Here is a 25,820-nt window from a genome sequence, read left to right on the forward strand (position 1 = left end):
TCTAAGACAAAAAAATAATTTTTGCAATTGCAATGAAATTTAAGGCTATTTTTGTTTATAATAGCGCACGGAAATTACCAGTGAGACTGTTATGTTGACCATCGTTCAAGACGCGTTAACTTTTGATGATGTCCTATTACTCCCTGCCTACTCTACTGTTCTCCCAAAAGATGTCTCTTTAAAGACACGATTCACGCGCGGCATTAATTTAAATATCCCACTTGTGTCAGCAGCAATGGATACGGTGACTGAATCGCGTATGGCGATTGCGATGGCGCAAAACGGTGGTATTGGTATTTTACACAAGAACATGGATATTGTTGCACAAGCTGCAGAAGTCCGTCGTGTGAAAAAATTTGAAGCAGGAATGGTGAAAGATCCAATCACTGTAACACCTGAAACCACAGTGCGTGAATTGATCTCGATTACTCAAGCCAACAATATCAGCGGTGTACCTGTTGTGAAGGATGGCAAAGTAGTTGGTATCGTGACTGGTCGTGATACACGCTTTGAAACGAACCTTGAGCAATCTGTAAGCAATATCATGACAGGCCAAGATCGTTTGGTGACAGTGCGTGAAGGTGAATCGAAAGAAAATATTCAAGCATTATTGCAAAAGCATCGTATTGAAAAAGTTTTGGTTGTGGGTGAACACAACGAACTTAAAGGCTTAATTACGGTCACTGATTTCCGTAAAGCGGAAAGCTATCCAAACAGCTGTAAAGATGACCTCGGCCGTTTACGTGTGGGTGCTGCAGTTGGTACAGGTGCAGAAACACCAAGCCGTGTTGAAGCACTGGTTGAGGCGGGTGTGGATGCGATTGTCGTGGATACTGCACATGGTCATTCTGCGGGTGTAATCGAGCGTGTACGTTGGGTAAAAGCGAATTACCCACAAGTCCAAGTGATTGGCGGTAACATTGCCACTGGCGATGCCGCTTTGGCTTTATTGGATGCAGGTGCTGACGCAGTTAAAGTCGGTATTGGCCCAGGTTCAATCTGTACCACTCGTATTGTGGCTGGTATTGGTATGCCGCAGATTTCTGCGATTGATAGCGTTGCCAATGCATTGAAAGACCAAATTCCATTGATTGCAGATGGTGGTATCCGCTTCTCTGGCGATATGGCAAAAGCGATTGGCGCTGGTGCGAGCACGATTATGGTTGGCTCACTCCTTGCAGGAACTGAAGAAGCGCCAGGTGAAGTTGAATTCTTCCAAGGTCGTTACTATAAAGCCTATCGTGGTATGGGTTCATTGGGCGCGATGGCAGGGGCAACAGGTTCTGCGGATCGCTATTTCCAAGACTCTAAAGCAGGTGCGGAAAAGTTAGTTCCAGAAGGGATCGAAGGTCGTGTGCCATACAAAGGCCCGATGGGTAACATCGTACACCAAATGATGGGCGGTTTACGTTCTTCTATGGGCTATACGGGTTCATCTGTGATTGAAGATCTTCGTCAAAATGCGAAGTTTGTGAAAATTACATCTGCGGGCATGTCTGAGTCACATGTCCATGATGTGACAATTACCAAAGAAGCACCGAACTACCGCGTTGGCTAATTCAGCTATACCAATTGTTTAATGTAAAAGCCGTCATAAAAATGACGGCTTTTTCGTTTTGGTGTAAAGTATTTCACAATGAAAAAGGATGATGCAAATCACCCATTAAGAAGTGAGACATACATGAGTTATTTTGGTACCGACGGTATTCGTGGAAAATTTGGCGTTCTCCCTATTACTCCTGAATTTGCGCTGAAGTTAGGATTTGCCGCAGGTAAAGTGATTAAGCGTCATAGTAAAAAAGCTAAACCGGTGGTGGTCATGGGAAAAGACCCGCGTTTATCTGGTTATATTTTGGAATCTGCACTTCAATCGGGTCTTAATGCTGCGGGTGTGTATGTACATTTATTGGGGCCTCTACCAACCCCTGCTATCGCTCATTTGACTCGTGCTCTACATGCAAATTTAGGGATTGTCATTTCTGCTTCGCATAATCCATATTTTGATAATGGGATTAAGTTTTTTTCAAGTGAAGGGAAGAAACTCCCAGATACGCTACAAGAAGAAATCAACCTTGAATTAGAAAATGATATTTTCATTGAAGATACTGAAAACCTAGGTAAAAGTGTTCGCGTTGATGATGCACAAGGTCGTTATATTGAATTTTGTAAATCGTCCTTTCCATACCACTACGATTTAAATGACTTAACGATTGTGGTGGATTGTGCCAATGGGGCTGCCTATCATGTAGGGCCAGCAGTTTTTCGTGAATTGGGTGCGAAAGTCATTGCTATTCACAATGAACCAAATGGTTTAAATATCAATAAGGGTTGTGGTTCGACCCATCCAGAAAGCTTACAAAAAGCTGTCGTTGAGCATAAAGCTGATTTGGGTATTGCATTTGATGGTGATGCAGATCGGGTTATTTTGGTGGATAAAACAGGCAAGTTGATTGATGGAGATCATGTCCTCTATATCCTCGCAACGCAAACGCAGAAAAAGCCAGCAGGAATTGTGGGTACTCTGATGTCGAATATGGCCTTAGAGCTTGCCTTAGAAAAAGCAGGTGTTGAATTATTACGTGCCAAAGTGGGAGATCGTTATGTCCTACAAGGTCTAGAGGAAAAAGGTTGGGTTATTGGTGGTGAGCCATCTGGACATATTTTAACACTAGATAAAAGTACGACAGGCGATGCCATCATTGCAGCGTTGCAAGTGTTGACGGTGATGGTTGAGCAGAAGAAAGCCCTGCATGAACTGGTTGCTGAATTTAAGCTTTTACCGAATGTGTTGGTGAATGTCCGTTTAGAGGCGATGTTTGATCCTTATGCAGTGCCTGCTTTGGTGGCTGAATTTGATAAAGCAGAGCAACAACTCAAAGGTCGTGGTCGTTTGTTGATTCGCAAGTCAGGGACTGAACCTGTGATTCGTGTCATGGTGGAAGGGGATGATCTCGATGAAGTTAGTACTTTAGCTCATACATTGGCTGATGCCGTACGTGCGAATGCAGCTTAGTAAGGAGTTGAAAAATGACTGATTTAATTAAAGATCTCAGCGAGCTTCGTTTAAGTTACCAAAAAGGTGAGTTGTACGAAGCACGAGTAGAAACCCATCCACATGCCCAGTTTTTACTTTGGTTCAATCATGCACTAGAAGCACAATTGCATGAGCCTTATGCGATGTCGCTGGCAACAGCGAGTGGGCAGGGTCGTCCACATGTGCGGACTGTTCTCTTACGAGGTGCAACCGAAGCTGGATATGATTTTTATACCAATTATGATAGCCAAAAAGGCAATGATTTGGCTGAAAATCCGTATGCAGAGTTACTGTTCTATTGGCAGGAGCAGGAGCGTCAAATTCGCATTGGGGGTAAAGTGGTCAAAATTTCTGAAGCGGAATCGACAGACTACTATCATAAGCGTCCACGAGATAGCCAAATTGCGGCACATATCAGTACACCCCAAAGTGGCGTAATTGAAAGTCGTGAGGTATTGCAACAACGTTTTGAGCAATTGCAAAGCCAAGTTGAAGGTAAATCGGAACTGAATAAACCACTATTTTGGGGTGGCTACCGTCTTGAGCCAGACTACTATGAGTTTTGGCAGGGGCGCCCGAACCGTTTGCATGACCGCTTAAGTTATGAAAAACAGCACGATGTTTGGCTGTTGAAGCGTTTGATGCCATAAATGTCATCCATTCAAATTAAGCAAAGACCCTTCATTAGCCGTCCTGAATTATTTCAGGATGTTCCTGCGTTTATTGCAGAAATTTTAGCTCGTCGTGGTGTAGCGTCAGCACAAGAACTGGAATTAAAGCTTAAGCATCTACTAGCACCTAATATGAAAGGCTTAAACGAAGCTATTCAGTTGATAGATGCTGCAATGGATCAGCATCATAAAATCGTCATTGTCGGCGATTATGATGCAGATGGTGCAACCAGTACGGCTTTGATGGTCTTGGCTTTGCGTGAGATGGGGGCACAGGTAGAGTATCTGGTTCCAGACCGCTTTAAATATGGTTATGGCTTAACCCCAGCGATTGCAGATTTGGCATTTACCACCTTTACACCTGATTTATTGATTACGGTTGATAATGGTATTTCCAGCCATGACGGTGTGAAACAAGCGCAAGATCATGGTATGCAAGTGATTATTACCGATCATCACTTGACCACTAAACCCACACCGAATGCTGAAGCGGTAGTCAATCCAAACCAGTTGGGCTGTGATTTTCCAAGTAAAGCTTTGGCAGGTGTGGGGGTTGCCTTTTATGTTTTAGCCAACTTATCGAGCTATCGTAAAAAACTCAATAAGTCTTCGGCCGTCATGAGTCAGTATCTGGATTTGGTGGCCTTGGGAACTTATGCCGATGTTGCCAGTCTTGATTACAATAATCGTATTTTGGTCGATGTCGGGCTGAAGAGAATTCAGCAGCATTTATGTCGTCCTGGCATCAGTGCATTACTCGAGATTGCAGGGCGAGAGGCTACAACTTTAAAAGCGCAAGATTTGGGATTTGTACTGGGACCACGTATTAATGCGGCAGGTCGCATGGAAACCATGGATATCGGGATTGAATGTCTATTGGCACAGGACTTTGCTACTGCTTATCCATTGGCGGAGCAACTGAATCAGTTGAATGTGGAGCGTCGTCAGGTTGAAGCGACGATAAAGCAGGAGGCTTTAACAGCCTTAGATCAGATTCAACTGGATGATACGGCTTTACCTGCGGCCTTACTGATGTTCGAGCCACATTGGCATCAGGGGGTGATAGGCATTGTTGCGGGGCGCTTAAAAGAACAGTTTCACCGTCCAAGTATTGTGTTTGCAGCAGATGAAGACGGGATACATATCAAAGGTTCAGCGCGCTCGATAGAAGGGATTCATATTCGAGATGCCATTGAGTGTGTTGCTGAGCAATATCCATATTTGGTCAGCCACTTTGGTGGTCATGCAGCAGCAGCAGGATTAACCATTCAAAAAAGCCATTTTGAAGAGTTTAAACAGGCTTTTGAAGCACTGATGGCAGCTCAGGATGAACGTTTATTTACAGCCACTTTATGGACTGATGGTGAGCTCCCTGCGCAAAATATTCAGGTTGAGACGGTCAATATTTTGCAACAACTCAGCCCATGGGGGCAAAAGTTTCCAGCCCCGATTTTTGAAGGAAATTTTCAGATTTTAGATTTCCGTTGGTTGAAAGAAGTGCATTTAAAATTACGCCTTGCTTTAGATAATGGTCAGGTGGTTGATGCTATTGCTTTTAATGCAGCGGACAAGTACCAGTTTAATGAGATGAATCATCAAGTTCGTTTGGTCTATGAGTTGGATAAAAATGAATTTCGTGGCAATGTCAGTGTACAACTTCGCATTTTGCATTTAGAACAACATTAAAAAACCGCTCTATAGAGCGGTTTTTTTAAATACATTTTTGTTTCAATTAGAAGCGGTAAGCACCACGTAAACCGAATATATTGCCTTCATCAGCAAAGTCAACTGAACCTTCTAGGCTAACCTGTTGTGTGAAGAATTTTTTCGCACGAATGGTAAATACGTCAGCATCTTCTTCGTCTGTATCAGAAAAACCGAGACCAACGCTCAAGGTTTTATCTAAATATAAGTCAGCAGCTAAGTTATAAGCATCAATATCGCCAAAAGATGCACCACCTTCAAAATTCATGTCGTAGGTGCCGACTTGGGTGACATATTTTGCACGTAAGGTTGGGTCTACATCGTCGCCATAATCATTATCATATCCGAATAAACCGACTGCAACCAATAGGCCTGGAACGGGAAGGTAGCCAAGCTCAGCAGAATAAATTGTTGTATCTAGATCTTCAACATCATCCATTTCATGTTTGGTTTGTCCAATATTCCCGTTGATATAAAAATCTGAGTTTGGCACAAAATATTCGAGTCCAACATTAAAAGCAGTGACTTCATAGATATCATAGTCAATATAAGAAACTGCGCCATTGAGATTACTGGAGCGGTTTAAAAAAGCAGCTTCATTCAGCGGATTGTTTTTGACTTGAACAGGGTTGAAGTAGTAGATGCCATCTACACCAAAACCTGTTGCAGTATCCCCATGATCAGGATCAACGACAGCAATGGTGCCACCAATTTCACCTTGGTAAGCATGTGCAGTCCCGAAGCTCGCAATCAGTGCTGTAGTAAGCGCAAGTTTTTTAAGCATTTTAGAGATTCTCTCTTTGTTATAAGAATAATGACTGTTCTATGACAGTTGTAACGCAGTGTACAAAAAAGTAGCAGAGAGTCAATCTTTATTTATAACAATGCTTTATAGAAATGAAAAAAGCCCATTCGAGAATGGGCTTTTGTTTTCAAACCTTAATTGAGTGGTTTTAGAAGCGGTATTTCGCAGCTACACCGAATTTGTTGTAGTCGTTGTTGCCGACTTCACCAAAACCAACACGGCCTTCAAGGCTGACTTGTGGAGTGAAGAATTTACGAGCATTGATACCGAATTCATTGGTATCAGTCAGATCATTGCTGTAATAGTCAGCCCCTAAGCTTAAAGTTTTGTCGATGAAATAATCGCCTTTAAGGTTATATTCATCAAGGTCTCCGAAAGCGGCACCTGCTTCTAAGTTTATGTCTTTACCATTACTGAGTGTTGTGACATATTTGGCACGTAAAGTTGGGTCTACGCCATCGTCATAATCGTTATCATAACCCTTTAGACCCGCAGCGATTAATAAACCTGGAGCAGGTAAATAACCGACTTCAGCACTATAAACTGTAGTATCAAAGTCACCGCCATTATCAAAAGAATAATCATCACGTCCAACTTTACCACCGAGGTAGAAGTCTGAGTTCGGAATGAAGAATTCTGCACCAATGCCATATTGCTGACGTTCATCATCACCAACTTCATCGTATTGGTATTTGGCATTTACATTACTGGCACGATCTAAGAATGCTGCTTCTGCAAGTGGCGCATTACGAGTTTGTACGGGGTTAAAGTAGTATGTACCATCCACACCAAAAGAGCCGCTTGAACTACCATTGTCTGGATCAATTAGGCCAGCAGAAGCACCGACTTCTGCTTGGTAGGCATGCGCAGTACCTGTGATTGCCAAAGCTGAAAGAAGTGCTGAAGCAATTGCTAATTTTTTCATGGAATGTACCCCTCGAAAGTGGACCGATATTTAAATTTTTTGTTACAACTTCAGTCTAGGTCAAAATAAAAAAGCGTCAACCAATGGAAAGTTAATGCTCTGTATCCATGGTTACATCATGTAATTTTTCATATTTAAATAATTGATAATAAATTATATTTTTATAATGTTTTGTTTTATTAAAATTGTGTAGATTCTGTGGACTTCATAATTTTTGTCCATATTTTATACAATTTTAGGCCAAAATGTTTAGCCCATTTGTCTGCTGAGAAATGCTCTCAGATTTGTTTTATGTGGTTGCTGAAGCATATAGAGATTTGCTTGCTCATTGAAGTAATCACTTTCTTGACTGAAGGTTAACTTTCCATCTTATGAAGAAGAGCCAGTTGTGTCGGGTTTGAGATGAATAATCACAGCCACTGAGTGTGCTATAATCAGCGACTATTTTTTCGCTTTATATTGATTGAGAGTAATTCACGTGGAAATTAATCCGTATCTAAACCAATTAAAAGACTTAAACGACCGTGGTCTCACATTACGGGGGTATCTTTGACTACGATCTGAAAAAAGAGCGTTTAGAAGAGGTTCTCCGTGAATTAGAAGATCCAGCGATTTGGAATGATCAAAGCCGTGCGCAAGCGATGGCCAAAGAAAAAGGCGAACTTGAAAACGTCTTAAACGTGTTAGATGGTTTGGCAACACAGCTTGAAGACGCAGAAGCGATGCTCGATTTGGCAGTCGAGGCCGATGATGAGAGTCTGCTGGCTGATGTTCAGGCTGAATTGAATTCTGCAGAAGAAGAATTAGCGAAGCTTGAATTCCGCCGTATGTTCAGCAACCCAATGGACCCGAACCCATGTTATGTGGAAATTCAAGCAGGTTCAGGGGGTACAGAAGCGCAAGACTGGGCTTCAATGTTACTGCGTATGTACATGCGCTGGATTGAACGTCATGGTTTTAAAGCTGAATTGATGGAAGAGTCAGACGGTGATGTCGCCGGGATTAAGTCAGCAACGATTCGTGTGGAAGGTGAATATGCTTATGGTTGGTTGCGTACTGAATCGGGCGTGCATCGTTTAGTTCGAAAATCGCCATTTGACTCAGGTAACCGCCGTCACACCTCGTTCTCTGCTGTGTTTGTGTCGCCAGAAGTTGATGACAATATTGAAATTGATATCAACCCATCTGACGTGCGTACAGATACTTACCGCGCTTCAGGTGCTGGTGGTCAGCACATTAACAAAACAGACTCTGCGGTACGTTTAACCCACGCACCGACAGGGATTGTGGTGGCATGTCAGAACCAACGTTCACAACATGCCAACCGTGATCATGCATGGAAACAGTTACGTGCGAAGTTGTATGAGTTGGAAATGAGCAAACGTAACGAAGCGGCTCAAGCACTTGAAGACTCGAAGTCAGATATCGGTTGGGGCAGTCAGATTCGTTCTTATGTTTTGGATGACTCACGTATTAAAGACTTACGTACTGGTGTTGAAAATTCTAATACAGGTGCAGTACTAGATGGTGACCTTGATAAGTTTATTGAAGCCAGCTTAAAACAAGGTTTGTAATTTAAATAATGAATGAAAGCAAAGCGTTAAAAGTTATTTTACAATATATCTAAAAAATTCGATATTAAAATCGAAAAAATACGATATATTAGATGAAAGAAACTGAATCACGCTTTGCTGCCCATTAAACGTGTCTTGAGTATGGATATAGATTTAATTTTTAAAGCCTTGGCTAATCCGACGCGTCGTCAGATTTTGGAATGGTTAAAAAAGCCTGAACAATTTTTATCGAGCGACGAATGTGGTGACTTTAAACGGGGCGTATGTGCAGGTCATATCGAGCGGTTGGGCAATGTGTCGCAATCGACGATGTCGAACCATTTATCTGTGTTACAGCAGGCCGGTTTAATTCAAGTCGAGAAAAATGGACAGTGGTCATATTTTTCGCGCAATGAAGCGTTGATTCAGCAATATATCGAACATTTGCAACGTTCACTTTAATTGAAAAAAGTGGCGATCGAGGCGACTATGGCTGAACTGAATACTCCTTTAACTTTGGGTGATTTACACTTAAAAAACCGCGTCATTATGGCTCCATTAACGCGTAGTCGTGCAACAGCAGACCGTGTGCCCACAGCCATGATGGCAGAGTATTATGCACAGCGTGCAAGTGCAGGTTTGATTATTTCTGAAGCGACCGTGATTTCGGAAGAAGCCAATGGCTATTTGAATACACCGGGGCTATTTAATGAAGCACAAGTTGAAGGCTGGAAACAGGTGACTCAAGCGGTACATGACAAAGCGGGCTTAATTGTGGCGCAGTTGTGGCATGTCGGTCGTGTATCGCACCCTGATTTATTGGATGGCGAAACTCCAGTTTCTGCAAGTAGCGTACAACAAAAGGGCTATGTCAGTTTATTACGTCCAAAACGTGAATATGTGGTTCCTCGTGCATTAGAGATTGCTGAAATTCAAAGCATTGTTGAGCAGTACAAGCAAGCAGCGGTTTATGCTAAAGCGGCGGGCTTTGATGGTGTGGAACTGCATGCGGCCAATGGTTATTTGATTGATCAGTTTTTACAAAGCTCAACCAATCTACGTAAAGATCAATATGGTGGCAGCGTAGAAAATCGTGCGCGTTTGTTGCTTGAAGTGGTGGATGCATTGATTGAAGTCTGGGGTGCAGGTCGTGTTGGGGTGCATCTAGCTCCACGTGGTGATGAGCATGACATGGGCGATGATGATCCACGTGAAACCTTTGGTTATGCACTAGAGCAACTGGGTCAACGTCAGATTGCGTTTTTCTTTACCCGTGAATATTTGGCTGATGACAGTATCAGTACGTACCTCAAACAACGTTCGGGTGGTGTACCATTGATTGCCAATATGCGTTTAAGCCGTGAAGATGCGATTGATCTGTTGGCATCGGGTCAGGCCGATGCAGTGTCTTGGGGTAAAGACTATATTGCCAATCCAGACCTGTATGAGCGTCTACTGCAAGATGCGCCACTGAATGAACTGAAACTGGAAAATATGATTGGAACGGATGTCGCGGCAGGCTATGTGGACTATCCGACTTTAGCTGAAATGGAAACTGCTGCGGTTTAAATTGCTTTTCCGTTAAATTCGCGACAAGATAACAGCGCAATTCATTTCATGGCATGAGTTGCGCTGTTTTATTTTTGCATTGATTTTTGGAGCACGTATTTGGCTACTCCTTTTTGGTATAACGCAGCACTTGCGCTGATCAAACCGCTGTATAAGTCTAAAATAAAAAAACGTGCAGAGAGTACAGAACAGTTTCAACAAGAATGTCTCGAACGTTTCGGGCCATTTCAACCCGTTAAAAATCGCCAAGCGATTTGGTTCCATGTGGTATCTGTGGGGGAAACCAACGCAGCGCAACCTCTCATCGAACATTACTTAAAAGCGGGTCATCCAGTCTTGGTAACCAATACCACCAAAACGGGTCAGGCACGGGCCAAATCACTCTTTTTAAAAGCACCTTATTTAGACCTGTTCCAAGCGGTATATTTACCTGCAGATCAGAAGCCCTTAGTTCGTCAGTTCTTTGCATTGTATCAGCCTAAACTCTTGGCTTTGGTGGAGACGGAACTGTGGCCAAATTTAATTGCCCAAGCGGGGCAGAGTCAGGTGCCATGTATTTTGATGAATGCCCGTCTTTCTGAAAAATCAGCCAAAGGCTATGCCAAAGTATCTAGCCTGACGCAACCAATGTTACACGGACTAGATCAGCTCTTGGCACAAGATCATGCAACTGCGGAGCGCTTTATCCGGCTCGGTGCAGTTCAGTCAAAGACGCAGGTGGTGGGGAGTATTAAGTTTGATATTCATGCGCCTGAATCATTTGTTAAACAGGCGGCTCAGCTCAGGCAAGAATGGTCATTGGCTGGACGTAAGATCATCACTATGGCCAGTACTCATGCACCTGAAGAACAAAAATTGTTAAGTGCGTTTAAGCCGTATTTGGATGCACAGCCTGAACTGTTGTGTATTGTGGTACCGCGTCATCCAGAGCGTTTTGATGAGGTCTTTAATGTCACGCAAAGTTTAAATTTAAACACCACTCGCAGAAGTACGGGACAAAGAATAGAAGCAAAAACTCAAGTCTATTTAGCCGATTCAATGGGAGAGATGTGGTTATGGTATGCCTTATCGAATACCTGTTTTGTCGGTGGCTCGCTGAATGAACCCGGGGGTGGGCATAATATTTTAGAGCCGATTGCGTTAAATGTGCCAACAGTTTTGGGCAAAAACTATTTTAATTTCCAAAGTATTGTTGATGAGTTTGTACAAGCTGATGCAGTGAAAGTTGTTGATGATGCTGAACAGGCTGCCGCAGTGTTGATGACACTGTTAGAGGATATTGAGCAAGCGAATACACTGAATCAATCTGCACAAAAGATTATGCAGTTGAATACGGGTTCTTTGAAAAAGCATATTCAAGTGATTGATGCTTATTTATAAAATTTGAGTGAGTTTGTCATTACTATAAATACTGTAGATTTTATGGATGGCTTTGCGTAAGTGGCTCCTACTTTTCAAAGATGAAAAGTAGCAAAAATCTTTTGCTGTGCTGAAGGTACATCCTGTACTTCAGCACAGCGGGCGACATCCTTGTCGCCGTTCACGATGGCATGTGCTGATTAGGCCTTCACTGTTTGGATTCTTTCTATTTATTATGAATATCGTTCTCTTAGACCCGCGCCAAACTGAATCTGAACTCTGGTCCATTAGTGCCAAGCGTCAGCTTGAACATTTACATCGTCATTTAGAGCTTAAAGTCGGCGATACTTTAAAAGTCGGGATACAAAATGGAAAGCGTTATCTTACGCAAGTGGTTGATGTTTCCGAAACAGCTGTACGTATAAAACCCTTACATGAAGAGTCTGTACCTGCCAAACTGCCAGTGACTTTAATTGTCGCAATGCCACGCCCTAAAGTTCTACGTCGTTTGATTATGGATGTGGTGACTTTAGGGGTTGAGAAAATTATTTTGCTGCACAGCTATCGGGTCGATAAAAGTTATTGGCAAACCCCATTTTTACAACAGTTGGATCAATATGTGACTTTGGGGTTAGAGCAGGCCGGTGATACGGTTGCGCCGAAAATTGAAATTTATAAACGCTTTAAGCCTTTTGTTGAAGATCAATTGCCAAGTCTGATTTCGGCCGATTGTCCTGCCTATGTGGCACATCCCTACAGCGAGACCAAAATGCCGAGTGCAATTCAACATCCCTGTACAATTGTGATTGGGCCTGAAGGTGGATTTATACCTTACGAAGTTGAATTACTGGTAAAAAACGGCTGCCAAGCGATGAGCTTAGGCAACCGTATTATTCGGACTGAAACCGTGATCCCTTATGTCTTAGGACGCTTATTTGGCGGTTGAAGCATCCATTGGATAGCTGTCATTCTTCGCTACGCGAACTTCTTGAACAGGGTATGGGATAGAAATATCATGTTCAGCAAAAGCTTCCACGACATATTCTTGTACAGCACTGATTGAGCCAGATACCGTGGTTTCTGTGGTGTTAACCCACCATTGAACTTTAAGGTTAACCGAAAAATCTGCAAGTGCAGCGACGTTCACACTAAAACCCGGCTGACTTAAAATAGTCGTATCTCGGTCTAAAATGCCTAAAATAATATCTTTGGCTTTTTTGATATCATCTTCATAACCAATACCGACCAAGAACTCACAGCGACGACGTGGATAGGCAGTGTTGACCGTAACAGCGCTGGTATACACAGTTGCATTTGGGATCACAATACGACGACCATCTGGGGCGCGTAAGTAAGTGGCACGAATTTGAATATCCTCAACATTGCCTTCCATACCCGAGACGATGATGTCATCACCTATTTTAAAGGGTTCACTCAATAAAATGAGAATTCCCGAAAGCAAATTTTGGAAGATATCTTTAAAAGCAAAACCAATGGCAACTGAGCCAATCCCTAAAGCACTCATCAGCTGACCGGGTGTGAAACCAGGAATTGCAATCACCATAGCAATCAGAAAACCAATAAAGATGATGGCTGAACTGCCGACACGGTTTAGGACTAGAACAAGATTCTGCTTGGTATAGGAGCGATCAGACAGTGCTTTACGAACAAACAGTTTGAACAGCTTAGAGAGTAGATAAAAAATGATAAACGTAATCAGCGCAATACAAAAATAAGGCATACGTTCCCAAAAACTATCGACAAATTTGTCAATCGTCGAATAGGCATCATTATATTTTGCAGTATGTGCGATTACGCTTTGCGTGGTTTTCGCTGTCGCGTCATGTAGCATCTCTGACGTACCTTGAGCAACCTCGCTCAAAGTATTGGTTTGTTCTGACACTGGTCTTCCAATCACTGAAAATTTGGCATATTTTGCCTGAAAATTGTGTGTATTTAATAGAGAAAAACGTATGAGATTGGCGCATTGGCTGATGACAATGCTAAATCAACCATTCTCTTCATTTTTAGCTCGGTTAAATTTTGGATTAAGGTGTGCTTAGTGCTGCTATATCGGCCATAGAACGCTTAAATGTAACAATATACTAAAAAAAGATCAGATCGCACCTATTTACAGCCTCTTGGGCTGTTCATGTTACGGATTTGACACAGGAACTCATTGAAAGATCACTATAAAATGTGTTTTAAATTGTAGAAATAATATACGACCAAAGCCGTGTTGATCTGTTTAAAAAACAATCGTCATACTGTGGTTATGCAGTCCAATAAAAAACCAATAACTGTGGCATAAGCTCTCGCGATGAGAGCCAGAATATAAGGAAGTATGATATGAAAGAAGTCTATCCTGTACCTGCTGAATTTGAAAAAACTGCACGCACCAATGAGCAAGAATATTTTGAGCGTTATCAAAAATCACTAGAACAACCTGATGAATATTGGGCTGAACAAGCTTTGAAGCTGGATTGGATCAAGCCGTTTAGTCAAGTTAAAAACACCAGTTATGATAAAGACAATTTTAAAATTGAATGGTTTGCAGATGGTCAACTGAACTTAAGCGCCAACTGTCTTGATCGACATTTAAAAGAGCATCCGTATAAACCTGCGATTATCTGGGAAGGTGACCATCCTTCACGCCATAAGATTATTTCCTATACTGAACTGTATGATGAAGTATGTCGTTTCGCCAATGTCCTGAAAAAGCATGGTGTGGTAAAAGGCGATCGTGTGGTGCTGTATATGCCGATGATTTCAGAAGCAGCCATTTCGATGTTGGCCTGTGCCCGAATCGGTGCCGTGCATTGTGTGGTGTTTGGTGGCTTTTCGCCTGACTCATTGGCGAGCCGAATTGATGACAGCCAAGCTAAAATTGTGATTACCGCAGACTCTGGAATGCGCGGGGGTAAACCGATTCCGCTGAAAGAAAATGTAGATGCGGCATTGAATCTACCCGGTACAGACTCGGTACAAAACGTGATTGTGGTACATCGGACAGGTAATCCGATCACGCTGAAAGAAGGGCGTGATTTGTGGTATCACATGGAAATCATGACCGTCAACGAGATCTGTCCACCTGAACCGATGAATGCAGAAGATCCACTGTTTATTTTATATACCTCAGGTTCAACGGGTAAACCGAAAGGCGTACTGCATACCACAGGGGGTTATTTAACCTATGTGAATAGCACCTTCCGCGAAGTATTCGACTTAAAACAAGATGATGTGTTTTGGTGTACCGCCGATGTGGGCTGGATTACGGGACACTCTTATGTACTGTATGGACCCTTGTCGAATGGAACGACAACGGTGATGTTTGAGGGAATTCCACAGTATCCAAGTTGGGCGCGAACTGGGCATATTGTCGACAAACACAATGTGACGATTTTATATACGGCACCAACAGCGATCCGCGCCATGATGCGTGAAGGGGATGCCTTTGTTCGTGAGAGTGATCGTAGCAGTTTACGTTTGATTGGTTCCGTTGGAGAGCCGATCAACCCTGAAGCATGGAATTGGTACTATACGGTAGTGGGAGAAAGCCGTTGCCCAGTGGTGGATACTTGGTGGCAAACCGAAACAGGCGGGATTTTGATTTCTCCACTTCCGGGTGCGACACCACTGAAACCGGGGTCTGCAACGCGTCCTTTATTTGGGATTCAACCTGCTTTGGTCGATGCTGAAGGTAACGAGTTAGAAGGAGAGGCTGAAGGCAATCTGGTGATTAAGGATTCATGGCCGGGACAAATGCGAACCATTTGGGGGGATCCTGAGCGGTTTATCGAAGCATATTTTGCAACCTATCCAGGAACGTATTTCACGGGTGATGGTGCTCGTCGTGATAAAGATGGTTACTACTGGATCACAGGGCGAGTGGATGATGTGCTGAATGTGTCAGGGCACCGCTTAGGCACGGCTGAAGTGGAAAGTGCTTTGGTGGCACATGAGGCGGTGGCTGAGGCTGCGGTGGTGGGAATGCCACATGACATCAAAGGGCAGGGAATTTGTTCCTTTGTCACTTTACAAGCGGGCACAGCGCAAACGGAAGAACTCCGTGCAGAGCTGATTCAGTGGGTAAGAAAGGTACTCGGTCCTGTGGCGACACCAGATGCCTTACATTGGGCACCGTCTTTACCCAAAACACGTTCAGGCAAAATCATGCGGCGTATTTTAAGAAAAATTGCAGCGAACGAGTTAGATAGTTTGGGCGATACATCGACGCTGGCTGAACCACAAGTGGTCGAGGTGTTGATTAAAGAAGTATATCCAAACGGCTAAAATCGGCTTAAAAAATACCGTCTTAAGCAGACGGTATTTTTATTTAAGCATAAGCAAAAACAGGTCTGGATTGAGCTACAAACATGTATATAGGATGCAGTCGAATTAGATAGAAGAGCGATCTTAACGCTGATGGATATTCTCTAAAGTATCGACCATCGTCCGTGTCATTTGATCAATTTCATAATTGACCGCATCGCCGACTTGTACCGATGCCCACGTGGTTAAACGTAAGGTTTCAGGAATCAAATCGACTGAAATTTCATGGCTGTTACGATCAACACGGTTGACGGTGAGGCTACAACCATTCAGACCAATAAAGCCTTTTAAGAAAAAGTATTTGATATTGCCTTCTGGAATATGGAGATCCACATGTAAGGTCTCGCCGTGGCGGCTCAGCTGCTTGACCGTGGCTGTTCCTTCGATATGTCCATACAAGTTGTGCCCCCCATTTTCCATCCCAACTTTGGCTGAACGTTCGATATTCACCTCATCTCCTGCCTGTAAAGTCCCTAAAGTGGTCAGGCGTCGAGTCAAATCCGAGACATCAAAATGGACTTGATTGGCGGTAAGATCAATATGCGTCGCGGTTAAGCAGGTGCCGTTAATGGCTACACTTGCACCGATGAAGACATCGTGAAAAAAGTTGTGGGTATTTGAAACCACAAGGGTGCTAAAGCCATCACCTTGACGGACATCTAAGATTTTCTCTAAGCCTTGTACGATACCTGTGTACATCAGAAGTCTTCCTAATTCGGGGTTTATGTTTAATGTAAATGATCTATCACTTGATGTGGCATTATTTTGAATGGAGATGCGCTAAAGCTGTATCTTTGATGGGATTCCGCCGCCAATAATAGGGCCGCAAAAATCGGAGCAACAGACGTAAGGGCGTCATCCATACGATGCGACTATGGCGACGTTTATTTTCTAAAATACGTTGAGCCAAATAGCGACAGACCACTTCGGGGGGATCAATAATAAAAAAGAATAGCCTTTTCATTTTGTTCCAGTGTTGCACATTGCCATTTTGCCAAGAGGATACCAGTAGATCGGTTGCTACCATTCCGGGGCTGAGTGTGCCGACTTGAATGTGGGTCTGTTTGGTTTCTTTAAACAGGGCTTGACTAAAGTAACCTAGGGCACGTTTAGTGGTAGCATAGGTCGTCATGCCTGCACTCCACTCGCCGCGAGTACCCCAACCTTCCATATTGAAAATTTGACCATAGCCTTGTGCCAACATGCCGTTTAAGGCCACTTGTGAGCCGAACATACTGCCGAGAATATTGGTTTGAACCACCGTCTGTATGTCTGCTGCTGCGAGATCTTTAAAGTCCAGAGTCGCCGTACAACTGCCTGCATTATTAATCCAAATCTGAACAGCGCCAAATTGTTGAACAGCTTCATCCCAAAGCGTTTGTACTTCATGGATCTGTGTGACATCACACGTGACGGCATAAATCTGCGCAGTGGGAAAGCAATGTCGCAACTGTTGCAGTGCACTGTGCAAATCTGTGCTATTTCGACTAGATATTACCACGGCTTGTTGTTGTTCTAAGAAGGCATGAGCTAAACCCAAGCCGATACCTTTAGAACTGCCTGTAATGACGATGCAACCTGATTTTGAAGTCATATTGATCCTTTATTTTGTGTACTAAAGGAAGCCGTTTCCTGATTGCGAAGCATACAATAACAAACGGATAAACTAATCATGGCAATATTCATGACCACAGGATTAAAAGCACGAACAAGACTGTCTGGTATCAGAAAAGTGACCAATGCGAATAAAAACACTAAGCTAAAGATACTGAGGTAATGCAGATATTTACTGGAGCTAAACAGAAGCAATAAAGCAAAAACACACTCAAGCACACCTGAGAGCTGACCTGCCAGTTGAGCCTGCGCGTAGGAAAATCCAAAAGTTTGCCAAATGGCAATTTCATCGGGATTGATAAAAAGAATTTTAGGAATTAGACCTTGATAGCCCCATAAAAAGGACAAAGAGAGATTGATGAATTTCAAGAGTGGGTTGTTGTTCATATCAAGGGGTTATTTTTTACTTTGTACGGATTATACACCAATAAAAAAACCCTCAAGCCGAGCCTTGAGGGAAGAATAGAGTCACCTATCATTATTATTTTTTTAGTTCGTGTCTGCTGCTTACCGAGCTAAGCAGATTTGGCAGTCTCAACGGATTGCTGTTGAGCTTCCAACTCACGAACCAATGGCAACACTTTGGCACCGAAGTATTCAACCTCTTCGATAAAATGTAAAAAACCTGAAAGGATTAAATCCACCCCAACGGCTTTTAATTCCACAATACGTTCCGCAATTTGGCGTGGTGTACCAATCAAATTGGTTTTAAAGCCATCATTGTATTGAACCAAATCTTCAAAGGTCGATTTGGCCCAATTGCCTTCACCTTCAAGTGTTGCAGCACCCGCCTCACGGGTGGCATCGCCAAAGGCATGAACCGCTTGAATATTCGCTTTATCAATAATTTCTTGCAGAACACTTTGCGCTTCTTCCTCGGTATCTCGGGCAATGATAAAAGCATTCACCCCAATTTTGACCTGATGGCCATTCTGTTGGGCTTTTGCACGAATATCATCAATCTGTTTTTTAAGCTCCTCAGGGGTATTGCCATTGGTGAAATACCAGTCTGAAACCCGCGATGCCATATCCCGTGCAGCACGAGAACTGCCGCCTTGGAAAATTTCAATGTGTGGCTTCTGCACAGGTTTGGGTGACAAGGTGTAGTCTTTGAACTGGTAGTATTTTCCATTGAAACTATAGTTGTCTTGGGTCCAAACACCTTTTAATGCACGAATAAATTCTTCCGAGCGGGCATAGCGTTGGTCATGTTCAGGCCATGCTTCACCAATGGCATCAAATTCGCCGCGGAACCAACCACTGACCACATTAATCGCAATACGTCCTTGAGTTAAGTGGTCGATGGTTGCAAGCTGTTTTGCGGCAAGCACGGGTTTCCACGGGCCAGGTAAAATGGCTGCAATCACTTTGAGTTTGCTGGTTTTGGCTAAAATACCGTGACTAAAACTGACCGATTCATGTTGGTTTTCTGCGTTATAACCCGCAGTAAAACGAATCTGAGTTAGAGCATAGTCAAAGCCATTCTTTTCCGCAGTCTGCGCTAAACGGACGTTATAGTCATAGCTCCAATCTGTGCGTTGCTCAATATTACTTACCACTAAGCCACCGCTGACATTGGGTACCCAATAAGCAAACGTAATATTTTTATTCTGTTGCGACATGTGAAAACCCTCTCCATGCTTTTTGCGTTAAGCGACTTGTGGTTTGGCTTTTTTCTGATGCAAGCGAGACTCAGCTGCATCTAAATTTGGGACCGCTGCTGAAGGCAGTACATCGTCTTGTTCAATTTGCGTGTTGATACCCAAGTTCTGATTGGCTAGTTGGGTCTTTTCTTTCACCACTTCTGCACGCTGACCTTTCGCAGGTGCCCATTCTAGGATGGGTAAAGCACGAGCTACCGCAAGAGTAATCCGATCTCGTAATAATTCACTTTGGATGGTATACGCTGGGGTAAAGTCTTTGTCTGTGGCATAGACGCCAATCGGTAACGTTTGCGCTTGGAAGAAACTGAAGAGTGGGCGAAGTTGGTGTTCCAGTACCAGTGCATGGCGTTCACTGCCACCCGATGCGGCAAGTAGTACTGGTACATCGACCAGTGCTGTTTGTTCAACAAAGTCGAAAAAATGTTTAAACAAGCCCGTAAAAGAGGCGCGGTAAACTGGTGTTCCAACAATCAATGCATCAGCAGCTTCGACCGCGGCTAAGTCATCTTGCACACGTTGTGGCAGTTGGTTGCGGTAAATTGCGCCACCAAGTAAATGTCCAATTTCACTAAACTTAATAAAATGTACATGGATTGGGGTTGCATCGCCCAGTTCATTTAAAATTTCTTGCACTAGCGCTTCAGTTTTAGACGGGGTATTTAAACCACCTGACACAGCGACAATATTGAGTGGTTTTTGCAGTAAAGTTGACATAAGAAAAGCCCTAAAATGTTGTATCTCGGAATGGGCTTATTTATCTAATATCTCGGCTTAGACTGTAAAATAAAGAAATAGCGTTAAGTTATCAGATTTTAAGATATATCTTTTTTGTGTTTCAAATGGACTCCAATTTTTTTTCAAACATTTGAAATCAAAATATATATTTAGTTTAAATAAGGTTTTTCATTATGAGTATAAAATTTATATCAAAATGTGATTAGTTATTTATATTGTGGGATTGAACTGAATTTGCTGCCGTTTTAGTGCATAAAGCGTGATAAAGTGAAAAAAAGTTATACTTTGCATATCCTTATCGGCACTTGTATGGTTAGAATAGTCAAGACTAGTGCACTCGAAATCTCTCGTTGCTTATGAATATATTAATCGTTGATGACCATCCGCTGTTTCGCCATGCGTTGATCCAAGCTGTTCGTTATAGCTTACCGCAAGCTCAGATTCATGAGACAGCTGCAGTAAACGAATTCTATGAACGCCTTGAAAAAGGTCCTGAACCTGACTTGGTGTTATTGGATTTAAACTTACCTGGTGCTTCAGGCTTTTCAGCATTGGTACATGTCCGTGCTCAGTATCCATCATTGCCGATTATTGTGGTTTCTGCACATGAAGAAACTTCGATTATTCAACGTTCAATTGCACATGGTGCAATGGGCTATATTCCAAAATCAGCACACCCAAGTCATATTGGCGAAGCCATTCGTGAAGTCTTAGATGGCGAAATTTGGTTACCACCAAATTTACCTGCGAACATGAACTTTGACCCACGTGCAGCGGATGAAACAGCTTTGGCTGAGCGTATTCAGTCTTTGACCCCACAGCAGTTCCGTGTATTGATGATGGTGGCAGAAGGCTTGTTGAATAAGCAAATTGCCTATGAACTCGATGTTTCAGAAGCGACAATTAAAGCACATGTGACTGCTATTTTCCGTAAGCTTGGAGTACAAAACCGAACTCAAGCTGTGCTGGCGATTAATGCTTTAAATATTGAAGAAAAGAAAATCTAAAATCATTGAGATAAAAAAAGCGCTGAAACATCAGCGCTTTTTTATGTTTTGGACTTAAGCCAAGCAATTTTGTTTACTGGTAACATCTGTACAGAACAGAGGATTTAAAGCACATTGCAGGTCATCAATTTGCTCTTCAGAGACATAGCCCAATTGTTTTAAATAGGCTGCGACACGATCATCCCGTAGACTTAAAAAGGCTGCATCATATACCCCAAGATCGACAAAAAGTGCAGCAGTTTCGAGGCTGTTGAAACGGTCTAAATAAACTTCGTTGTCATACATCAGGAAAATATGATCTTGAGTACCTTGAGCATTAATAGCTAAGCGTTCCGCTAAAACTTGTGGTGGGGTCTTGATAAAGAGTAGATCCGAAAGTTGGTCAAACTGGGTAGTGTCGAGTTCATCCTGATCGGTTTTGACTTTACCAAGCCATGCTTTAAACACCAGCACTGCACCGCCACGGAGCAACATACTCCATATCTGATGACGCACATCTTCATTTAAACCGCTACTTTCTGCCTCTAAGGCGAGCAGTAATTGCTGTTCTTGTTGTTGCAGCTTTTCAAACAGACCTAAGCCTTGTGGCTGGTAGGCTACTGGTTGGAACACATCAAAATCGAGTTGTTCAAACACTTGCAATGCGAGTGGGACAGCACTGTGATACAAGGTGTCTAAGGCTTGAACATGGGTTTCACTGAGCTTGCTTTGTTTAAACAGTTCACGCCAGTCAATTGTTGGTAAAAATGCATTGGCACTATATTGACGTAAGAATTGTTGTGACTGATCTGAACCGTGTGGCATGGCTTTAGAAATGTTCATCGTAAAACTCCAATATGAGATATGGATGATCAGTTTCTTGAGCTAAAGAAAGAAGGCACACATTTAGACAAAACTGATCTTTTCTTAGTCCTAGTTATCTGCCAATGCCTTATGGATATGAATACGACTAAAGTCGTATTTTTGATTTTTCAATATATTTAATTAATATAAAACAATGGTTTAAAAAATTGTAACTAAGTATACAAGTGTTCACTAATGTAACTGGTGTATTTTGCCATAGTAAAAGTAAATGTGTAATTTTTAGCCAGTTTAAATGGGCTCAAATATACTCAAAATGATCACTTTGGTTAGTGGGGGTGAAACTTTAGTCATTTGGCTTAAGATTTTGAGGTTCAAAGTGACAAACCTCAAATAGGATCACTTGAGGTTTGTGAATACATGTAGCGAATTTATTCAGTGTTTGAAATTTTTAAACCCGAGAGCCATGCGCGTAATGAGGCGGGTTTTAATGGTTTCTTCAACAATACAATATTCATGTCTTTGACCCGTTGAGGCAGTTCAGGATCTGAATCTGCTGTGATCAAGGCAACAGGCACGTTTTCTTGACGGTTGGCTAAAATAAAGTCCAACCCGATTTTGTCATGATTCAAGTGCTGATCGACCAACCAGACCTGAATGTTTTCTTGCTGAATCATTTCAAACGCTTGTTCAGGTTCAGTCGCTTTAAACACTTGATAGCCCCATTTAGTGAGTAACGTCGACATCCCTTCTAAAATCGTTTCGTCATTGTCCAAACACAGAATTTTATAGGCTTTGGTTTTGAGTGGAACGGCCTGTACAGGTGCAGCAACCACTTTTGGTGGGTCTATGATAGGGACTTCAATCATAAAGCAGGAACCTTTGCCATATTCTGAATAGACATGTACAGGGTAGTCGAGCAGACTGGTCATTCGTTGCACGATGGCTAAGCCCAGACCTAAACCTTGTTCACCCCATGGCGAGGTATGGCCACAGCGCTCGAACTCTTGAAACAGTTTGATTCGTTGTTCTTCTGCAATACCGGGGCCTGTATCCCAAACCCCAATTCGAATATGACGTGGTCGATCACTGGAACGAAGTACACCCACCACCACTTTGCCTTTGGCAGTATAGCGCAGGGCATTACTCACAAAGTTTTGAATAATACGACGAATCCACTGCGGGTCGGTATCTATCCAGAATTGCGCATCATGTACGCTGAAACGAATACCTCGTTGTGCGGCAATAGATTTAAATTGCAATTCAAGGTCACTGAGTAAATCATGTAGCGGATAAGCCTGACGGTTGGGTTGAATAGTGCCACCTTCAAGACGGGCAATATCTAATAATGCAGACAACATACTTTCCGCCCCATGTAAGGCACGATCAAGCTGTTGTAAAGTTTTGCGGTCTTCTTCACTTTGTACGCTTTGTTCTAAAGCGGTACTGAACAGACGTGCAGCATGCATTGGTTGCAATAAGTCATGACTGGCAGCGGCAATAAAGCGACTTTTTGACATATTGGCTTTATCGGCTTGTTCACGTGCCAGTTGTTGTTCAGACAATGCATCTGCCAACTGTTGAGTTCGATCTTGAACCCGTGCCTCAAGCATGGCTTCATTTTCACGGAAGGCGGTAATGTCGGCAAAGGTGGTGACAAAGCCACCGCCTTCAATCGGGTTACCGCGCATTTGAATGACACGACCATCTTTACGGATCCGTTCAAACTCATGTGCGCTACCAACTTGCATCCAGTGCATCCGTTTCCGTACATGTTCCTCGACCGAACCTGGGCCACACTCGCCGCGTTCTGCGTTATATCGAATCAAATCAGAAATTGGACAACCGACATAGACAATGTCTTTAGGATAATCAAACAGTTTTAAATATTGGTTATTCCATGCCACCAAACACATGTTTTCATCGACCACACTCACCCCTTGGGTCATGTGGTCAATCATAGTCATGATCAGGTTTTGATTAAAACGTTGCCATTGTGAGGCTTGGTCTAGAATGTTTGCCACTTGGCCAAGTGCAAGACCATTGTTGACCATCGCGGTGGTGAGCAGGGTACGCGCCGATGCAGCGCCGATAGTGCCTGCTAAATATTGTTCGGTAAAACGCCACCACATACCGTTGGCATTGCTGTTTTCATTCAGCACCACATTGTTTTGTGCGCAGAACTGTTGAAATGCGCGCATGGTTGCGCCATCGCCTGTAATCCGTTTGGCTAAGGTGATCAAATCACCGACTTTCAAACGTGCAACATCGTGATGAATGTAGCTGATGTCCGTTGACGTGCTTTGTGTTGGCAGTGGCTTGGTTTCATAATAGAAAAAGCTTTCAGCCTGAATTTGTTCAGCCACGCTTGGACGAAATACACGGGAAATCCAAATGTATAAAATAATATTCAGACCGAGTGCCCACACCACGCCATGGGTAAGCGCGGCAAAGGATTCAAAACCGAGCAGGGCTTCAGGACGTAACCAGTTAATGCCCATTGGTCCGAAATTGAGGAAGCTTTCGGTGAAGTGTGCATATTCAGCCGGTAAACTGCGTAATACAGTGGGTAACAGCAGGGTGTAGGCCCACATGCCAAAACCTGCCAATAGACCTGCATAGACCCCTTGTTTACTACCACCACGCCAGTAAAGACCACCAATGAGGGCAGGTGAGAATTGAGCCACAGCACTAAAGGCCAATAAGCCAAAGACTGATAATTGGTCAATGTCATTGAAGAAATGGAAGAACAAAAAGCCCAGGAGCATGACGGCTAAAATACAGACCCGACGGGTGAATTTCAGTACCAAAGGTAGACGCTTGTCATGACGTGATAGCACATTTGTGCGCCATAAAGCTGGCATGATCAGGTCGTTACTCAGCATGATAGATAAGGCGACGGATGATACCAATAACATACCCGTAGAGGCCGAAAATCCCCCTAAAAATGCCAAAAGAGTTAACCAGTCTTGTCCATAACTCAAAGGTAAAGACAGGACTGCGACATCCGGGATCGCTAAATAACCTGGCGTTGCATGTAGCGCCCAACTGGCAATCGGGATAATCGCAATGATGGTTAAAACTAAATAGACAGCAAACCAGCGCCGTGCCCCGCGAATGTGCTTTTCATCACGGAGTTCAACCACAGCGACGTGGAACTGACGCGGTAAACAAATGATCGCTAACCCTGCTAATAAGGTTTGAATCCAGAAGGTATCGGGCACACCGATTAGCTGTACTTGATGGAACGTCTCTGCGACGTCTTTAGAGATTTGATGGACATTTTCAGGTGCAGCAAACACGAAAAAGAGAGCCACACAGAGTAAAGCAAACAGTTTGACAAAAGACTCGAAGGCAACTGCTAACATCAGACCGCCATGTTGTTCGGTATTGGCAATCTGTCTGGTTCCAAAAATCATGGCCAAAATGGCCAAAATGCCAGTGAGGAACAGGACACCGTTGGTGGTTGAGGCAATGCTACCTGCTGTTGGTTCTAAAATTACCGCAGCACTGAGGGCAATGGCCCGCAGCTGAAGGGCAAGGTAAGGAATAATGGCAATGACCGCGAGGATAGTCACCATCGAGGCCAAAGGTCCGCTTTTACCATAGCGTGCTGCGACAAAGTCTGCGATGGATGAAATCGCATGGTGCTGGCGGACACGCCCTAAACGACGCCAAATGTCATAGCCCAGTGCAACGAAGAGTAGTGGACCAAGGTAAATGGGCAGAAAGATAATGCCTTCACGAACTGCGGCACCTGTAGCACCATAAAAAGTCCATGATGAGCAGTAGACGCCTAAAGTTAAACTAAACAATAGCATGCGCCCACGCGTACTCAGGCGACTGGCGTGTTTTTCACCAAAAAAGGCACAGATAAAGAGTAATGCAATGTAGAGGGCCAAGACCCCTATGATGAGCCAGCTGTTCATTTTACCTAAAGTTTTTCCACCATGGTTGCATCATAACGCATCTCGGAGAGAGCCTGCTGTGCTTGTTTAAAATTTAGAGACCAAAGTCTAAATTACAACCAATACAGAAGCTTGCTAA

At 43.2% G+C, this 25,820-nt stretch carries 21 protein-coding genes; 11 read left to right on the forward strand and 10 right to left on the reverse strand.

Going from position 1 to position 25,820, the window contains the following annotated elements:
- The first annotated feature begins 91 nt into the window (after positions 1-91).
- The 4 genes from guaB to recJ all read left to right on the forward strand — a co-directional run bounded on the left by guaB (position 92) and on the right by recJ (position 5,391).
- Entirely contained in the window at positions 92-1,558 is a 1,467-nt protein-coding gene (gene guaB, locus DPG01_RS07180; protein WP_110974625.1) for an IMP dehydrogenase, read from the forward strand.
- 123 nt (positions 1,559-1,681) lie between these two features.
- Positions 1,682-3,013: a phosphoglucosamine mutase gene (glmM, locus tag DPG01_RS07185; protein ID WP_086210252.1), complete on the forward strand. Its 1,332-nt coding sequence runs from the start codon at positions 1,682-1,684 to the stop codon at positions 3,011-3,013.
- Between the two features lie 14 nt (positions 3,014-3,027).
- Positions 3,028-3,684: a pyridoxamine 5'-phosphate oxidase gene (gene pdxH, locus DPG01_RS07190; RefSeq protein ID WP_110974626.1), complete on the forward strand. Its 657-nt coding sequence runs from the start codon at positions 3,028-3,030 to the stop codon at positions 3,682-3,684.
- Positions 3,685-5,391 (forward strand): single-stranded-DNA-specific exonuclease RecJ, encoded by a 1,707-nt coding sequence (recJ, locus tag DPG01_RS07195; RefSeq protein WP_110974627.1) that lies wholly within the window; start codon positions 3,685-3,687, stop codon positions 5,389-5,391. It abuts the gene before it with no gap.
- Positions 5,392-5,437: 46 nt separating this feature from the next.
- Here recJ and DPG01_RS07200 read toward each other — a convergent pair whose 3' ends face one another.
- On the reverse strand, positions 5,438-6,193 hold the full coding sequence (locus tag DPG01_RS07200) for a putative porin (RefSeq protein WP_086210249.1): 756 nt from the start codon (positions 6,191-6,193) through the stop codon (positions 5,438-5,440).
- A gap of 169 nt (positions 6,194-6,362) precedes the next feature.
- Entirely contained in the window at positions 6,363-7,139 is a 777-nt protein-coding gene (locus tag DPG01_RS07205; protein ID WP_086209161.1) for a putative porin, read from the reverse strand.
- A gap of 478 nt (positions 7,140-7,617) precedes the next feature.
- Here DPG01_RS07205 and prfB point away from each other — a divergent pair.
- The 5 genes from prfB to DPG01_RS07230 all read left to right on the forward strand — a co-directional run bounded on the left by prfB (position 7,618) and on the right by DPG01_RS07230 (position 12,566).
- Positions 7,618-8,713 (forward strand): peptide chain release factor 2 gene (gene prfB, locus DPG01_RS07210; protein WP_110974628.1). Its coding sequence is split into 2 segments (ribosomal slippage): positions 7,618-7,689 and positions 7,691-8,713, totalling 1,095 coding nucleotides; the frame shifts between segments, so codons are not numbered across the junction.
- A gap of 141 nt (positions 8,714-8,854) precedes the next feature.
- Positions 8,855-9,154, forward strand: a complete 300-nt coding sequence (locus DPG01_RS07215) for an ArsR/SmtB family transcription factor (RefSeq protein WP_086209159.1) — start codon at positions 8,855-8,857, stop codon at positions 9,152-9,154.
- Between the two features lie 27 nt (positions 9,155-9,181).
- Positions 9,182-10,261 carry an alkene reductase gene (locus tag DPG01_RS07220; RefSeq protein ID WP_110974629.1) on the forward strand — a complete coding sequence of 360 codons (1,080 nt, stop codon included), beginning with the start codon at positions 9,182-9,184 and terminating at the stop codon, positions 10,259-10,261.
- A gap of 99 nt (positions 10,262-10,360) precedes the next feature.
- Positions 10,361-11,641, forward strand: a complete 1,281-nt coding sequence (locus tag DPG01_RS07225) for a 3-deoxy-D-manno-octulosonic acid transferase (protein WP_110974630.1) — start codon at positions 10,361-10,363, stop codon at positions 11,639-11,641.
- Between the two features lie 214 nt (positions 11,642-11,855).
- Positions 11,856-12,566, forward strand: coding sequence for a 16S rRNA (uracil(1498)-N(3))-methyltransferase (locus tag DPG01_RS07230; RefSeq protein WP_110974631.1), 711 nt, complete (start codon positions 11,856-11,858; stop codon positions 12,564-12,566).
- Here DPG01_RS07230 and DPG01_RS07235 read toward each other — a convergent pair.
- A complete protein-coding gene (locus tag DPG01_RS07235; RefSeq protein ID WP_086209156.1) occupies positions 12,552-13,523 on the reverse strand; it encodes a mechanosensitive ion channel family protein in 972 nt (323 codons plus the stop codon). The two genes, DPG01_RS07230 and DPG01_RS07235, sit on opposite strands and share 15 nt — an antisense overlap.
- 446 nt (positions 13,524-13,969) lie before the next feature.
- Here DPG01_RS07235 and acs point away from each other — a divergent pair, with 446 nt between their 5' ends.
- Positions 13,970-15,913, forward strand: a complete 1,944-nt coding sequence (gene acs / locus DPG01_RS07240) for an acetate--CoA ligase (RefSeq protein ID WP_110974632.1) — start codon at positions 13,970-13,972, stop codon at positions 15,911-15,913.
- A 123-nt stretch (positions 15,914-16,036) separates the two neighbouring features.
- On the opposite strand, the gene DPG01_RS07245 is transcribed toward acs, so the two are convergent.
- From DPG01_RS07245 to msuE, 5 genes are all read right to left on the reverse strand, one after another.
- Complete coding sequence (locus DPG01_RS07245; protein WP_110974633.1) at positions 16,037-16,651, reverse strand: riboflavin synthase subunit alpha; 615 nt, start codon at positions 16,649-16,651, stop codon at positions 16,037-16,039.
- Positions 16,652-16,712: 61 nt separating this feature from the next.
- The gene (locus tag DPG01_RS07250; protein ID WP_110974634.1) at positions 16,713-17,546 is read right to left on the reverse strand and encodes an SDR family NAD(P)-dependent oxidoreductase; all 834 of its coding nucleotides are present in this window, start codon (positions 17,544-17,546) and stop codon (positions 16,713-16,715) included.
- The gene (locus DPG01_RS07255; RefSeq protein ID WP_110974635.1) at positions 17,543-17,953 is read right to left on the reverse strand and encodes a DoxX-like family protein; all 411 of its coding nucleotides are present in this window, start codon (positions 17,951-17,953) and stop codon (positions 17,543-17,545) included. The genes DPG01_RS07250 and DPG01_RS07255 overlap by 4 nt, the downstream gene beginning before the upstream one ends.
- A gap of 128 nt (positions 17,954-18,081) precedes the next feature.
- The gene (sfnG, locus tag DPG01_RS07260; protein WP_110974636.1) at positions 18,082-19,188 is read right to left on the reverse strand and encodes a dimethylsulfone monooxygenase SfnG; all 1,107 of its coding nucleotides are present in this window, start codon (positions 19,186-19,188) and stop codon (positions 18,082-18,084) included.
- A 27-nt stretch (positions 19,189-19,215) separates the two neighbouring features.
- Entirely contained in the window at positions 19,216-19,944 is a 729-nt protein-coding gene (msuE, locus tag DPG01_RS07265; RefSeq protein WP_110974637.1) for an FMN reductase, read from the reverse strand.
- A gap of 377 nt (positions 19,945-20,321) precedes the next feature.
- Here msuE and DPG01_RS07270 point away from each other — a divergent pair, with 377 nt between their 5' ends.
- Entirely contained in the window at positions 20,322-20,972 is a 651-nt protein-coding gene (locus tag DPG01_RS07270) for a response regulator (protein WP_086209149.1), read from the forward strand.
- A gap of 54 nt (positions 20,973-21,026) precedes the next feature.
- On the opposite strand, the gene DPG01_RS07275 is transcribed toward DPG01_RS07270, so the two are convergent.
- Together DPG01_RS07275 and DPG01_RS07280 are read right to left on the reverse strand one after the other, a co-directional pair.
- Positions 21,027-21,794 carry a hypothetical protein gene (locus DPG01_RS07275; RefSeq protein ID WP_086209148.1) on the reverse strand — a complete coding sequence of 256 codons (768 nt, stop codon included), beginning with the start codon at positions 21,792-21,794 and terminating at the stop codon, positions 21,027-21,029.
- A 410-nt stretch (positions 21,795-22,204) separates the two neighbouring features.
- Complete coding sequence (locus DPG01_RS07280) at positions 22,205-25,702, reverse strand: PAS domain-containing hybrid sensor histidine kinase/response regulator (RefSeq protein WP_110974638.1); 3,498 nt, start codon at positions 25,700-25,702, stop codon at positions 22,205-22,207.
- Between the last annotated feature and the right edge of the window lie 118 nt (positions 25,703-25,820).

It is taken from the genome of Acinetobacter sp. WCHAc060042 (assembly GCF_003231195.1).
In the GTDB taxonomy this organism is placed as follows: domain Bacteria; phylum Pseudomonadota; class Gammaproteobacteria; order Pseudomonadales; family Moraxellaceae; genus Acinetobacter.

Bases quoted from the DNA above. Each gene is read 5' to 3' on its own strand.
- guaB (WP_110974625.1), top strand. From the start codon at position 92: ATGTTGACCATCGTTCAAGACGCGTTAACTTTTGATGATGTCCTATTA.
- glmM (WP_086210252.1), top strand. From the start codon at position 1,682: ATGAGTTATTTTGGTACCGACGGTATTCGTGGAAAATTTGGCGTTCTC.
- pdxH (WP_110974626.1), top strand. From the start codon at position 3,028: ATGACTGATTTAATTAAAGATCTCAGCGAGCTTCGTTTAAGTTACCAA.
- recJ (WP_110974627.1), top strand. From the start codon at position 3,685: ATGTCATCCATTCAAATTAAGCAAAGACCCTTCATTAGCCGTCCTGAA.
- DPG01_RS07200 (WP_086210249.1), bottom strand. From the start codon at position 6,193: ATGCTTAAAAAACTTGCGCTTACTACAGCACTGATTGCGAGCTTCGGG.
- DPG01_RS07205 (WP_086209161.1), bottom strand. From the start codon at position 7,139: ATGAAAAAATTAGCAATTGCTTCAGCACTTCTTTCAGCTTTGGCAATC.
- DPG01_RS07215 (WP_086209159.1), top strand. From the start codon at position 8,855: ATGGATATAGATTTAATTTTTAAAGCCTTGGCTAATCCGACGCGTCGT.
- DPG01_RS07220 (WP_110974629.1), top strand. From the start codon at position 9,182: ATGGCTGAACTGAATACTCCTTTAACTTTGGGTGATTTACACTTAAAA.
- DPG01_RS07230 (WP_110974631.1), top strand. From the start codon at position 11,856: ATGAATATCGTTCTCTTAGACCCGCGCCAAACTGAATCTGAACTCTGG.
- acs (WP_110974632.1), top strand. From the start codon at position 13,970: ATGAAAGAAGTCTATCCTGTACCTGCTGAATTTGAAAAAACTGCACGC.
- DPG01_RS07245 (WP_110974633.1), bottom strand. From the start codon at position 16,651: ATGTACACAGGTATCGTACAAGGCTTAGAGAAAATCTTAGATGTCCGT.
- DPG01_RS07250 (WP_110974634.1), bottom strand. From the start codon at position 17,546: ATGACTTCAAAATCAGGTTGCATCGTCATTACAGGCAGTTCTAAAGGT.
- DPG01_RS07255 (WP_110974635.1), bottom strand. From the start codon at position 17,953: ATGAACAACAACCCACTCTTGAAATTCATCAATCTCTCTTTGTCCTTT.
- sfnG (WP_110974636.1), bottom strand. From the start codon at position 19,188: ATGTCGCAACAGAATAAAAATATTACGTTTGCTTATTGGGTACCCAAT.
- msuE (WP_110974637.1), bottom strand. From the start codon at position 19,944: ATGTCAACTTTACTGCAAAAACCACTCAATATTGTCGCTGTGTCAGGT.
- DPG01_RS07270 (WP_086209149.1), top strand. From the start codon at position 20,322: ATGAATATATTAATCGTTGATGACCATCCGCTGTTTCGCCATGCGTTG.
- DPG01_RS07275 (WP_086209148.1), bottom strand. From the start codon at position 21,794: ATGAACATTTCTAAAGCCATGCCACACGGTTCAGATCAGTCACAACAA.
- DPG01_RS07280 (WP_110974638.1), bottom strand. From the start codon at position 25,702: ATGAACAGCTGGCTCATCATAGGGGTCTTGGCCCTCTACATTGCATTA.